General features: G+C 42.1%; 8 protein-coding genes. 5 read left to right on the top strand and 3 right to left on the bottom strand.

Annotation, left to right across the window (positions count from 1 at the left end; all coding sequences use genetic code 11):
* Window positions 1-58 precede the first annotated feature (58 nt).
* Together L1272_RS06340 and L1272_RS06335 are read right to left on the bottom strand one after the other, a co-directional pair.
* Window positions 59-2,305: a S46 family peptidase gene (locus L1272_RS06340; RefSeq protein ID WP_235373011.1), complete on the bottom strand. Its 2,247-nt coding sequence runs from the start codon at window positions 2,303-2,305 to the stop codon at window positions 59-61.
* 185 nt (window positions 2,306-2,490) lie between these two features.
* Entirely contained in the window at window positions 2,491-2,733 is a 243-nt protein-coding gene (locus tag L1272_RS06335) for a YdcH family protein (protein WP_138616187.1), read from the bottom strand.
* A gap of 226 nt (window positions 2,734-2,959) precedes the next feature.
* Here L1272_RS06335 and L1272_RS06330 point away from each other — a divergent pair, with 226 nt between their 5' ends.
* The 4 genes from L1272_RS06330 (at window position 2,960) to katG (ending at window position 10,411) form a co-directional block, all read left to right on the top strand.
* A complete protein-coding gene (locus L1272_RS06330; RefSeq protein ID WP_054552760.1) occupies window positions 2,960-3,589 on the top strand; it encodes a response regulator transcription factor in 630 nt (209 codons plus the stop codon).
* On the top strand, window positions 3,576-5,135 hold the full coding sequence (locus L1272_RS06325; protein WP_235373010.1) for an MASE1 domain-containing protein: 1,560 nt from the start codon (window positions 3,576-3,578) through the stop codon (window positions 5,133-5,135). Before L1272_RS06330 ends, L1272_RS06325 begins: the two co-directional genes overlap by 14 nt.
* Before the next feature lie 119 nt (window positions 5,136-5,254).
* Entirely contained in the window at window positions 5,255-8,008 is a 2,754-nt protein-coding gene (locus tag L1272_RS06320; protein WP_166338740.1) for a S9 family peptidase, read from the top strand.
* A 189-nt stretch (window positions 8,009-8,197) separates the two neighbouring features.
* Window positions 8,198-10,411: a catalase/peroxidase HPI gene (katG, locus tag L1272_RS06315; protein ID WP_138598815.1), complete on the top strand. Its 2,214-nt coding sequence runs from the start codon at window positions 8,198-8,200 to the stop codon at window positions 10,409-10,411.
* Between the two features lie 259 nt (window positions 10,412-10,670).
* Here katG and L1272_RS06310 read toward each other — a convergent pair whose 3' ends face one another.
* The gene (locus L1272_RS06310; RefSeq protein WP_235373009.1) at window positions 10,671-11,855 is read right to left on the bottom strand and encodes an NAD(P)/FAD-dependent oxidoreductase; all 1,185 of its coding nucleotides are present in this window, start codon (window positions 11,853-11,855) and stop codon (window positions 10,671-10,673) included.
* A 323-nt stretch (window positions 11,856-12,178) separates the two neighbouring features.
* Here L1272_RS06310 and L1272_RS06305 point away from each other — a divergent pair, with 323 nt between their 5' ends.
* On the top strand, window positions 12,179-14,314 hold the full coding sequence (locus L1272_RS06305) for a S8 family peptidase (protein WP_235373008.1): 2,136 nt from the start codon (window positions 12,179-12,181) through the stop codon (window positions 14,312-14,314).
* Window positions 14,315-14,319 lie beyond the last annotated feature (5 nt).

Here is a 14,319-nt window from a genome sequence, read left to right as displayed (position 1 = left end):
AAATTAAAGACATAAAAAAACCGCAGCAATTGCTGCGGTTATTTTCAAAATAGCAAGGCTATTTAACTAAGGTCATTTCATCAAGTAGGTAACCTGCGTTATCAACTTCTTCCATTAACCAAAGCATGTATCGAATATCAACGTGAATAGCACGGGTGATTTTGGCGTTAAAGTACCAATCTTTGGTGATTGATTCATAAGTCGAGTCAAAATTAAGACCCACTAATTCACCTTTACCATTCATGACTGGCGAACCTGAGTTACCCCCTGTGGTATCAGCGCTACTTAAAAAGTTGACTGGTACTGAGTTAACTTCAAGAGGTTTAGCCGCTTGTGATTCACAACCAAAGCTGAATAAGCTACAACTTACGCCTGGTAGACCTAAGTCACCACGGTAATACGCGCCAAATGCTTGCTTTTTGTATGCTTCAAGTACTTTATCGGTAACAACAAATGGTTTTTCACCTGTGTGTTTAGCCACTAAACCACGTAGTGATGTAAATGGCGTTTTATACACAGCATCTGCCGCTGGGTAACCATCAACTTGTGCGTAGCTTACGCGTAATGTGCCATTTGCATCTGGGTAAACTGGCTTACCTTTAGCATTATTGAAAGCGATCACGGCTTGCATATACTGCGGGCGAATTTCTGCTAAACGACCCGCCATTTCTTTTTCGTCAGCTTCTTGTGCCATGTTGGTATCGTATAGAGCAACAGCTAACCTTATGAATGGGTCGTTTGATGCTTCAAACTCTGCGACAGATTTACCAATCCAGTTAACACGTGCTTCTACATCTGTAAGCTCTGTATTAGCATAAAAAGAAGCAATAATCGCATCAAGTTCAGCTTGTGTTGTGGTATCTGTAATACCTAAGCCGTCGTTTAATGCCGCAACTTGCGCTGCTTTATCTTGCGCTAAATAGTTACCTAAGTAGCTTAACCATAAGGCTTTATCGACTTCAGGCGTAAACTGTTTTTGTATACGCTCTAAACGCGCTTTAAGCATAGGAAGATCGCGCTCTTGATAACCCATTTCGCGCTCTGCATTTGGTTTTTCACTTTCTTTAGCTAAACGATATAAACGAATTGCCGTGCTTAGTAAGTCTGCGCGTTTTGCATAATCAAAGTAAAAATGGCTTTGTTGCTGTGCATGTGCTTCAACTAATAATGACTTTAATGCGTGATATGAATCTGCGTATGCTTTACGTTCTGCACTTTGTGCAAACCAAGCGAGGTACTCTTGCTCTTGCGCAGCTTTAATACCCGGAATATCCGTTACTTTAAAGCCATCTTGTAAGCCTTCCAGTTTCTTTAAACGGTTGTTAGTGCTTTTTACACGAGAGGCATATTTAACTTGTGCTTGCTCATCGCCTTCGCTCTGCTTGGCGATTACGTCTAGGGTCATGTTATAAGTATTAAGCAATGTTGGGTAATACCAACTCGCAGAATAATTTACTTCGTCTGCAAGCTTATAGCGGCTAGTTCGACCCGGGTAACCGGCCACCAGCACACCATCACCTAAGCTTACGCCGCTCGCATTCACTTTTAAGAACGACTTTGGCTCATAAGGTACGTTATCTTCGCTGTAATCTGCAGGCTTACCATCTTTACCAACGTAACCACGTACAAAGGTAAAATCCGCCGTGTGACGTGGGTATTCAAAGTTATCAATGTCGCCACCAAAGTTACCCAGCGCTTCTGCTGGAGCATACACTAAGCGCACATCTTTGATCATCAGTTGTTTGATCATGAAGTACTCTAAGCCATGGTGAAAATCACGCACGGTACAACGGTAGTTAGGATCTGACTCACACTCGCTGATCAAAGCTTTGCGATTTGCTTGAATTGCTTCATAACGCGCTTTGCCGTGTAGTTCTGCAGGTAAGTTACCCAGTACGCGCTCAGTAACATCATCCACTTGTTCAGTTACATACAAACGCTCTTGCGGGCCTGCAGGTAGCTCTTTTGATAAATCAGCTGCTAAAAAACCTTTTTCAATTAAGTTGTTTTCTGGTGTGCTGTTATTTTGAATCGCGCCATAAGCACAGTGATGATTAGTTACCGCTAAGCCTTTTGGTGACACAAATGACGCAGAGCAATAGCCTAAACCAACCACTGCATTGAGTGGGTATTGGTTAAGATCTGCCACTTGTGATGCCGGTAATTCAATACCAACGCGGTCAAACTCGCTTTGTAATTGTTTTAATTGATGCGGTTGCCACTGCCCTTCATCAGCGTGCGCGCTACCGACAGCGACAACACCCATGAGTGCTAATGAAGTAGTAATAATATTTTTTTTAATCATGTTAATCCCAGTCAGTGCAAAGCACTATTCCATTGTTGCCTTAAAAAATCGCGCTAAGACTACCATAACCTTGATTGACTCAAGACATATTGCGATTAAATACAATTGGAGAGTAAAAATAGAGGGGAGAAAAAGCTCCTACCGTAAGAATGCAGTAAGCAGGAGCATTAGCTTCGATTCAATTATTAAGCATTGGCTTTTAAAAAGTCATAAAGTTCATCTTTAAGCACGGCGCGTTGCTGCTTTTTTTCATGCATATCCGCATCTTCAATCGGCGAGTTTTGCAATTCAAGCTCACGAATTTCTTTATCCATATCATCATAACGCTGCATGGTTTTCTTGAAATGAGCATCGTGTTTTGCAAGGCTGTGGATTAGTTCATTAAACTCAGGGAATTCATTCAATAACGAGTGTTTCTCACCTAACATGGGCAACTCCTTTGGCTAGAATTTCAGTTCAATTTCAATGTATCACCCTAACATACAGAGTCAATGTCGCAACCTTGTCCAAGATCAAAAATACAGCGATTCATACAAGTTTCTGAAACTCATTGAGTAAGCAACAAAGAAGATGTAGTTCGCACAAAATTCTAAGAATTATTCCTAGACATAACCATTTGAATTAGAGATATAATCAAATTTGATGGAGGGAAACATGCGTATTGGTATTATTGAAGATCACCAACTAGTAAGGGATAGCTTTAAAAAGTTACTAGAACTACAACAGGAGTGGCAGGTAATTATTGAAACCTGCACGGTTAGCGAAGCTAAACTTGCCGTTGAAATTGAACAACCTGATATTTTTATAGTTGATATTTCAATGCATGAAGGAGAAACTGGCCTAGCATTTTTAAGCTACTTAAATAGTTACTACCCTGAAATTAAAACAATTGTTGCCTCCATGTATGACTACGAGCCTTATGTAAGCAACGCTCTTAGCTTGGGCGCGCAAGGTTACGTCTCTAAACGTTCAGCATCAGAAGCCTTAATCGACGCTGTCAATTCTGTAATTAAGGGCGGCAGGTATATAAGTGAAGATGTGAAGTTTAACTATAAAGACCCTTCTAATAAACTCGCTTTACTAACACCAAGAGAAAAGGAAGCTTTACCTCTATTTGCAAAAGGGCTTAACGCAAAACAAGTGGCGCAACAGTTAGACATGATGCCTAAAACTGCTCATGTGCATAAGGCTAATATTTACCAAAAACTAAAAGTATCTAACTCGTTCGATTTACTCAAAATTGCAATAGATAATGGACTCATTGCGCTTGATGAACTGGCATAATTTTCCTTTCGTGAATGTATCTGTAAACCAAGCTTTTGCTGAGTTTACAAAACAAGCTCTAGTCGCTGTTATTTACTTTGTTACCTTATGCTTTTCTTCTTGGGTAAGTAATCATTTAGAAACGGTGGCGCAAAGTAGCGCCATATTCTTGCCTGCGGGAGTTAAGCTCGCTTTTTTTATTATCTTCCCAATTAGGTTTTGGCCAATTCTTTGGTTTAGCTCAAAGCTTTATGCTGCTTATATCGGCATGTTTTATAACGATGCTTGGCACTTCGATTTATTACATGGCTTTTGGCAAGAAGCTACCTACATGATAATAGTACACTGCTTTAAAGAAAGTCGTTGGCCACCCAAGATCGATGCTAATACCGGCGTTATCTCAATCGTTTTGTTGGCTACTTCAACAGCCGCTATCAAGTGGTTTTTGTTTGCTAGTGCTTTTGAGTTCACTACATGGTTAGCTGGTAAGCAGTTATTACAATACCAACTCAATATGACCCTAGGTGATTTAACGGGGACACTACTCGTTGCGCCAATATTGCTAAGTATTAAGGCAGGCTATAAACATAAAATTACGCTAAACAACTATTTACTCGTAATTGCGCTGTTAGCCCTGACCATAGTTTACCTTGCAGCCTATATACATAGGCCTGACCTATATTCTCTGCTACGCTTGTTCTCTTTACTGCCTATTCTTTGGTTTTCTTATAAGTTTGCTACAACAGGTGCTATTTTGAGTGCTTTACTCAGCAATAGTCTAATTGTTGTACAAGCAGGCATCCAACAAGATGCAACGAATACTTATATAAGTCAGTTATTTATCTTAGCAAACTCAATTACTGGGCTTTTAATTGGTACTGCAACAAATGAACTCAAATTAAAAAACGCTGAATTACAACAAAGCAATGAACAACTTTCTCAATTACTTGCTAAAAACAAACAACTTGCAAAACGGATGGTTACAATCCAAGAAGACGAGCGCAAATATCTGTCTCAAGAATTACATGACGAATTAGGGCAAAATCTCACAGCGCTAAAAACAGATTTAGCAGTATTATCACTCTCACAACAAAACAGCAATAATTCAATCATTGCTACCCTTAGAGAAAATGCCAAAGCTATGTATGACTCTGTGTATCAAATTATGCATCATTTGAGACCGAGAGAGCTTGACGAGTTAGGCCTTGAACACGCTCTAAAAAATGGCAAATTAAAATCCCTATTAAATAAAGCTGATATCGAGTATCAAACGAACTTAGATATCAACAGTACCTTGGCTGATGAACACCAAACGGCTATTTACAGAATCTGCCAAGAAGCTGTTACCAATTGCATTAAACACAGCAGCGCCTCACAATTATTTGTTCAGTTGAGTGTAAATAAGCAAGCCATAGATCTCATAATTAAAGATAATGGTGAGCAAGTGCGTAACAACGCAGAATCTGGTGGCTATGGCCTTTTATTTATTGAAGAGCGAGTGCTTGCTTTAGGTGGTAAGTGTAGTTTTGACACGCAGGGTGGCTTCACTATTAAAGTATCTTTTTAACTTCATGTATTAGAGTTACGTAACCAACGTGATAAATATGCGATTTATCGTTTCTACTCGAATTGTTTATTAAAAACGCTACACTGGGTGCGTCAATTTAAAAACAACGAGAAAGATGAATGAAAGCGCAATTATCACTTTTGAGCTTAGCCTTGGTGACAAGCCTTGGTAGTGCACAGATTAGTGCGAAAGAAGCTCTGCAATTTAAAGACGTGTTTGATTTTAAATACGCAAAAGGCACCCAACTTTCTGAAGATGGCCAAATTCTTAGCTTTAGTGCCGACCCTTATCGCGGTAATGCACAAGGTCAGGTTTATACATTAAACAACAACACCCTACTAACTAGCGTTGAGCGCGGTACTCGCCCAACTATTAATAAAGCAGCAAACTGGGTGGCTTTTACTCAGGTACCAAGCTTACTTGAAAAAGAAACCACCAAGAAAAAAGATGAGCTAAAGAACAACCTTGTTTTAGTGAATACTAAAAGTGGTGAGCAACAGACCTTTAACGATGTAAAAGACTATGTATTATCGGATGATGGTGCATGGCTTGCTTACCGACTCGATAAAAAAGCAGATAAAAAAGACAGCGAAGAAAAAGACGAAAACAGCAGCGAAATCAAGCCAGATAAAAAAGATAAAAGCTTTGATTTAGTGCTTGTTAACCTTCAAGACAAAACCACGCACACTCTCAACAACGTATTCAGCTATGCGATGAGCAGTACCGGTGAGCAGTTATTAGCAAGCCAAAGCTACAGTGATGGTGCCGACAACCAAGTTGTATTAGTTAATCTTAATAATGACTTTAAAACTAGTGTGTTGATCGATGAGCCAGGTGTTGTGGCAAACAAAATTGCTTGGCAGCCAAACAGCAATACCGCAGCGCTGTTAATTGGCAATTATGTGAATGATGATACACGCCGTCGTGACCACAGCTTACAGCTTTTACAAAACGGGGCGCTTTCAACTATTAATTCTGCAGATAGCAGCTGGACTATTGGCAAAACAGCATCGCTAAAATGGTCTGAAGATGGTGCTCGTTTATACTTTGAAAACCACCCTAAACTCGCTGCAAAAGTTGCCCTAAAAGAATACAAAGATGAAGCCTCTTTATATGATTTCGATACCATTCGCGACCAAAAGGGCCTTAACGTTTGGCACAACAAAGACGCTGAAATTAAGCCTCGCGAAGAGCAGCAATGGAACAAAGCGAATAAGCTTCGTCATTACCAAGCGGTATATCATGTAAATGGTCAGCACGTTGTGCAGTTGAGCACACCGAACATGCCAGAGGTTTCGCTTAATACTCATCGTGAAGCGCTATTAGGCTATTCAGACCGACCTTACCTAGAACGTGTTATGTATGGTGGTTTTTACGCAGATTATTTCAGTGTTGATGTTAAAACCGGTAAACAAACCGCTATCGTCAGCGACTATCCGTTTAGACCAAGCCTTGCGCCAAATGGTCAATTTGCAGCATTTTTCCAAGACAGCCAAGTACAGCTTAAAGATTTAGGTAACAACAAGGTTTCAACCTTATCTAAAGCAATTAACGCTATTTTTGCTGATGATAAACATGACTACCCATCACCTCAGCCGGGTTATGGTTTTGCAGGCTGGTTAAACGACAGCAGCCAAGTACTGGTTTACAGTAAATTTGATATTTGGGCTTTTGATGTCGCAACACAAAAGGCAACGCGCCTAACTCAAGGTAAAGAAAGCAATACCCAATATCGTGTTATTAAACTAGATAAAGACCAAGTGGGCTTTGCCAAAGACGAAACATTATTACTAAGCGCAACCAACCTGCAAGATAAGCAAACTGAAATTGCAAAACTTGATTTAACAAGCAATAAAGTAAGCAAAGTACTTTCGGGTAAAAAGCGCTATGATGTAGTTAGAAAGGCGAAAAATGCCGACAAATACCTATTCACAGCGCAAACATATCAGCAATTCCCTGATTACTACCAAGCTGATTTTAGCTTCAAAAAGCCACAGCGTGTTACCAACCTCAACCCACAAATTAGCAACTTTGCATGGGGCGAAAAACCTGAGCTTATTAGCTATAAAGGGTTTGATGGTGAAGATTTACAAGGCGTATTAATTAAGCCTGCGGGCTACAAAAAAGGCGATAAGGTGCCAGTGGTTGTGTACTTCTACCGCTATATGAGCCAACGCATGTATGACTTCCCGAAAATGGAATTAAATCATCGTCCTAACTTCCCGATGTTTACTTCAAATGGTTATGCGATTTTCTTACCTGATATCCGTTTTGAAATTGGTCATCCGGGTAAATCGTCAACCCAAACGATGATCAACGCCACTCAAAAGTTGATTGATTTAGGCATTGCTGATCCAGATAAAATTGGTTTACAAGGTCACTCATGGGCAGGCTACCAAAGTGCCTTTATGATCACGCAGACAGATATGTTTAAGGCGGTTGTATCGGGTGCGCCAGTATCTAACATGACCAGTGCATACAGCGGTATTCGCTTAAAATCAGGTCTTGCTCGTCAGTTCCAATACGAAACAGGGCAAAGCCGCATTGGTAAAACGTTATTCGAAGCGCCAGAGCTATACATCGAAAACTCACCGGTGTTCTTCGCTGATAAAGTGAATACCCCAATCCTGATTATGTTTGGCGACAAAGATGATGCTGTGCCATGGCACGAAGGTGTTCAATACTACCTAGCACTTCGTCGTGCGGGTAAAGATGCCACCTTCTTACAATACGAAGGTGAACCACATCACCTGAAGAAATTCCCTAACCAAGTGGATTTCTCAGTACGTATGATGGAATATTTTGATCACTACTTAAAAGGCAAACCAGCCGCTGAGTGGATCAAAAACGGCGTACCCTTTATTGAAGAATAAGCAACAAGCTGAATTTAAGCTTACTGCACACCTCCCCTAGAGCCAGCATTTTCGCTGGCTTTGTTCTATAAAATCAATTAAACCATCTGTTTTTTCGATTTTATCAATCGATTTAAACCCCAGTTTGTAAGTGGAAAGTTAACCTGAACAAATCTATATTTCACCCAACTTCTAACTGGAGACTACACAATGTTTAAAAAATCAACGTCAGCTTTGTCTAAAGTAGCTGTTGCGGTATCACTGTTGGTGGCAACAGGCGTACAAGCTACAAACGACATCAAATCAAACCAATTCTGGTGGCCAGAGCAATTAGATCTTAGCCAACTTCGTGCCCATGGTGCAGAGTCTGATCCTATGGGTCCTTACTTTGATTACAAAAAAGAATTCTTAAAGTTAGACCTAAACGCAGTGAAAGCTGATATTGAGAAAGTATTGACTGATTCTCAAGATTGGTGGCCTGCTGACTACGGTCACTATGGTCCATTCTTCATCCGTATGGCGTGGCACGCATCAGGTACTTACCGTACGTTTGATGGTCGTGGTGGCGCAGGCGGTGGTCAACAACGTTTCGACCCGCTAAATAGCTGGCCTGATAACGCAAACCTTGATAAGGCACGTCGTTTACTTTGGCCTATAAAACAAAAATACGGTCGCAGCATTTCTTGGGCTGACTTGATGGCGTTAACAGGTAACGTTGCGCTTGAATCAATGGGCTTCAAAACCTTTGGTTATGCCGGTGGTCGTGAAGACGATTGGGAACCAGATTACGTATACTGGGGCCCTGAAGGCAAAATGTTAACTGACGAACGTCGTGACAAAAAAGGCAAACTTAAAGGCCCATTAGCGGCAGTTGAGATGGGCTTAATCTATGTAAACCCAGAAGGCCCTCACGGTAACCCTGATCCACTACTTGCAGCAGACGACATCCGTTTATCATTCGGCCGCATGGCAATGAACGATGAAGAAATCGTTGCACTAATCGCCGGTGGTCACAGCTTTGGTAAAGCACACGGTGCGAAAAAAGCGACCTGCTTAGACAAAGAGCCTGCAGCAGCCGGTATCGAAGAGCAAGGTTTAGGTTGGAAAAACAAATGTGGTAAAGGTCACTCAGAAGACACTATCACTTCAGGTCTTGAAGGTGCATGGACAGTGACACCAACACGCTGGTCAATCAACTACCTACAAAACTTATTTGCTTTTGAATGGGTTAAAACTAAGAGCCCTGCAGGTGCGACTCAATGGATCCCTGAAAATGGTCAAGCGTCTAACCTAGTGCCAGATGCACACATTAAAGGTAAGCGTCATGCGCCTATCATGTTCACAACTGATATCGCGTTAAAAGCAGATCCTGAATTCCGTAAGATCTCAGAGCGTTTCTTAAACGACCCGAAAGAGTTCGAACTGGCATTTGCTAAAGCATGGTTCAAACTAAACCACCGCGATATGGGCCCACGTGCTCGTTACCTAGGTGACCTAGTGCCAGAAGAAGTATTAATTTGGCAAGACTACATCCCTGCGGTTGATCACAAACTAGTAGACAGCAAAGATATCGCATCACTTAAAGCTAGCATCTTAGATTCAGGTTTATCTGTATCTGAACTAGTGCGTGTTGCTTGGGCATCAGCAGCAAGCTACCGCGACACAGATATGCGTGGTGGTGCAAACGGTGCACGTATTCGTTTTGCTCCGCAAAAAGATTGGCCGGTAAACAACCCGAAAGAAGTGGCTAAAGTACTTAGCAAACTTGAGAAAATCCAAACTAAGTTCAACAAAAAAGCATCTGGCGGTAAAGAAATTTCACTTGCAGATATGATTGTTCTTGGTGGTGCGGCTGCAATCGAAAAAGCAGCAAGCGACGCAGGTTTCTCTATCGCAGTACCGTTCAAGCCAGGCCGTATGGACGCGTCATTAGAAATGACTGACGTTGAATCATTCGAAGTACTTGAGCCAACAGCAGATGCGTTCCGTAATTACTACAGCTCAGCATGGAAATCACCGGCTGAAATGTTAGTTGAACGCGCTGATTTACTAAGCTTATCAGTACCAGAAATGACTGCACTACTAGGTGGTATGCGTGCCCTTAACGCGAATACTGACCAAACTAAACACGGTGTATTCACGAAAAAACCTGGCACATTAAGCAACGATTTCTTCGTTAACCTATTAGATATGTCAACGAAGTGGTCTAAGTCTTCTGAAGAAGGTGTTTACGAAGGCCGTGACCGTCAATCAGGCAAACTTAAGTGGACAGCAACACCAGTAGATTTAATCTTCGGTTCAAACTCAGAGCTACGTTCAATTGCTGAAGTGTATGCCTCTGACGATGCTAAACAGAAGTTCGTTGATGACTTCGTAGCAGCGTGGACTAAAGTAATGACGCTAGATCGTTTCGACCTACGTTAACCCTATATCAATCGTGTTAAGTCGATTGGTATCATATTTTCGCAACCAACAAAGCCGCTAAGTTAGCGGCTTTTTTATTTCAAATCGAGTTATTAGAGCACTTTGAGATTTACAGGCACTCGAGTTCAGCTTATTACTCAATAGCATGAAGCCACCGTAACATTAGATGTAGGTCGCCATTTATGGCGTCATAATAAACGCGCTAAAGCACGACCTACAAGCAAGTGCTAACCTAGCAACTAGCAGCTAGAAACTTAAATCAACAATACTGCCCTGCTGCAAAGCCGCAGCTCCAGGCGTATTGGAAGTTGTAGCCGCCTAGCCAGCCGGTGACGTCAGTGACTTCGCCGATGAAATAAAGGCCCGGTGACTTTTTCGCTTCGAAGGTTTTTGAGCTTAATTCGTCGGTGTCTACACCGCCAAGCGTTACTTCGGCTGTTCTATAACCCTCTGTGCCGTTGGGTTTAATTTGCCAATTGTGAATGTAGTCATGTAATGCGTCGATTTGCGCATGGCTTAGTTGGTTTACATTGCAATCTGGGATCGCTTTCGTGTCGTGCAGCATTTCAACAAAACGTTTTGGTAAAATTGTCGCAAGGGTATTTTTTAGTGACTTTTGCCCTTGGCTTTGACGCCAAAGCTCAAGCTGCTGCTTTAAATCGAGCTCGGGTAACAAGTTGATGTACACAGTTTGCCCTGCACGCCAAAAAGAGCTGATTTGTAAAATAGCTGGGCCCGAAAGGCCACGATGTGTAAACAAGATGTTTTCTTTAAACTGGGTGCCATCTTTACTGGTAACCAGACAAGGAATGCTGATCCCCGATAACCCATCAAAGCGATCTTTATCATGCTGGTGCAACGTAAATGGCACTAATGCCGCCATGGTTGGTAGCACTGCTAAACCAAATTGCTCTGCAATTTTATACCCAATTGGTGATGCACCGAGCTTAGGCATGGTTAATCCGCCCGATGCGACAACTAACGACTCGCATTGATAGCTATCTTGCTCGGTAATAACTTCATAACCCACATCGGTTTTTGTCACGCTGAGTACTTCGTTACGCAGCGCTATGTTAACACCTGCCCACTCACACTCAGTTAAAAGAATGTCAACGATATCTTGTGCGCTGTTATCACAAAATAGCTGACCCAGCGTTTTATGGTGATACGCCAAGCCGTGACGGTCCACCAGCTCTATAAAGTCATGTTGGGTATAACGGCTTAAACACGATTTTACAAAGTGAGGATTGCCACATAAGTATTTGTCTGGGCTTGCATTTTCATTGGTGAAGTTACAACGCCCGCCGCCGCTGATTAATATTTTACGGCCCGGCTTCTTGCCCATATCAAGCACAGTAACATTGCGACCACGGTAGCCTGCTTGTGCAGCGCACATCAAACCTGCGGCGCCGGCGCCAATCACAATTACATCTACTTGGGTCATTAATCATACTCACTAAAAAAATTTAGCTGATTATAACAAGTTATTGTCGTCGCAGTGTTAACTCAGAGATGTTTTTACAAAAAAGATAAATCCAAAAAACGAAATAAAGCAAAAACTCAAAACCATAAAATTATAACTTTATTATGAGAAAACAATCAAAAAACACCATAAAAAGACTGATTTAGACGTCTATACATTTAGTTATAACCAAAATAGAGACAACCATAATAAAACGATATTTTAACTAAATTAACATATATTTTACCTTTGTCCCCCTTCACGAAAAACATCGTGGAGATTTACATAACAATCTAGGGATCATTATGACAACTAACAACAACTTGAAGAAATGCGCAATTGCACTGAGCTTGACTGCGTTGTTTGGAACAACAGCAGCTATGGCTACTCCAGATCAACTTATGTCACCATCTATGCAGGAAACTGCAGCTAAATTACAAGGCCAAGAAGGCTTTGGTACTCAATTTATCATCAAGTATAAAAACAATAGTGATGAAATGATGACCATGTCGGCAGCAGAACAAACGCCGACTATGATGAACAAAAAAGCAAAAGGCTTTATTAAAAACTTCAGCAGCAAAAAAGGTAAAGTAAAAGCACAATACGTTCGTGCAATGGCGATGAGTAATCACCACGTAATGCGTGCTGATAAAAAACTATCAGCTGAAGAAACCCAAGAATTTATGCAAGAAATGGTCGCTTCTGGTAACGTTGAATACATCGAAATCGACCAAATGTTAAAGCCGTTTGCGACGCCTAACGACCCTCGTTATGACGACCAATGGCACTACTACGAGCAAGCGGGCGGTCTTAACCTTCCTACTGCTTGGGATACAGCAACGGGCAGCGGTGTGGTTGTTGCGGTACTTGATACTGGTTACCGCCCTCATATTGATTTAAATGCTAACATTCTTCAAGGCTATGACATGATCTCTAACGTGTCTGTAGCGAACGACGGCGGTGGTCGTGATAGCGATGCACGCGATCCGGGTGATGCAATCAGCGCTAACGAATGTGGTTACACACACAGTGCACAAAGCTCAAGCTGGCACGGTACACACGTTGCGGGTACTGTTGCAGCAGTCACTAATAACGGTGAAGGTGTTGCCGGTGTTGCTTACAACTCAAAAGTAGTGCCAGTGCGTGTACTTGGTAAATGTGGTGGTTTAACTTCTGATATCGCTGACGGCATCATCTGGGCATCGGGTGGTTCAGTTTCTGGCGTACCAGCAAATGCTAACCCTGCTGATGTTATTAACATGAGTTTAGGTGGTAGCGGTTCATGTAGCTCAACAACGCAAAATGCAATCAATCAAGCGCGTAACAACGGTTCTGTAATTGTAATCGCTGCAGGTAACGATAACGATAACTCTGCAAACTACAACCCTGGTAACTGTAATGGTGTTGTAAACGTTGCATCTGTTGGTCGTAACGGTGGTCGTGCATACTACTCAAACTACGGTAGCAACATTGACGTTGCAGCACCGGGTGGCGCACAAAGCTTTGCGAATGACTCTGAAGGTGTATTATCTACTCACAACTCAGGCTCTTCAAGCCCTAGCAGTGATTCATACCACTACTCACAAGGTACATCGATGGCAGCTCCACATGTTGCGGGTGTCGCAGCATTAATCAAACAAGCTAAGCCATCAGCAACACCTGATGAAATCGAAAGTATCTTAAAATCGACAACTCGTTCTTTCCCAGCAACATGTACTAGCTGTGGTACAGGTATTGTTGATGCGGCAGCCGCGGTTGCAGCAGCCTCAGGTGCAACACCGCCACCACCAACGGGTAACGTATTAGAAGATGGTCAAGCACTAACTGGTTTAAGTGGCTCTGCTAGCAGCCAAACTTTCTATACAATGGAAGTGCCAACAGGTGCGACTAACGTAACCTTCACAATGAGTGGCGGTTCAGGCGATGCTGACCTTTACGTTCGTGCAGGTAGCGCACCAACAACATCAACCTATGATTGTCGCCCGTATAAAGGCGGTAACAACGAAGTATGTTCTATCGATAACCCAACAGCAGGTACTTACCATGTAATGCTGAATGGTTACTCTGCATACTCAGGTGTTAGCCTAGTAGGTGATTTAACAACTTCTGGCGGTGGTTCAGGCTCAGGTTCACCACAAGCAGGTGGTGGCACAGTAACAGATATCTCTGCAAGTGCAGGCCAATGGAAGCATTACACTATTGATGTTCCTGCCGGTATGGCAAGCTTTACAGTAACGACATCAGGCGGTACTGGCGATTCAGACTTATTCGTTAAGTTTGGTAGCCAACCAACATCATCAAGCTATGATTGTCGCCCTTACAAAAACGGTAACGCAGAAACTTGTACGTTCAGTAATCCACAAGCAGGTACTTGGCACTTAAGCTTAAATGCTTACCGTACTTTCTCGGGTGTTACACTGGATGCGCAATATCAACCTTAATAGTT

Source organism: Pseudoalteromonas sp. PAST1 (genome assembly GCF_021532515.1).
Classification (GTDB): Bacteria; Pseudomonadota; Gammaproteobacteria; order Enterobacterales; family Alteromonadaceae; genus Pseudoalteromonas; species Pseudoalteromonas simplex.
Note: the sequence above shows the minus strand (reverse complement) of the source record. Positions and strands in the feature narration are given on the sequence as shown.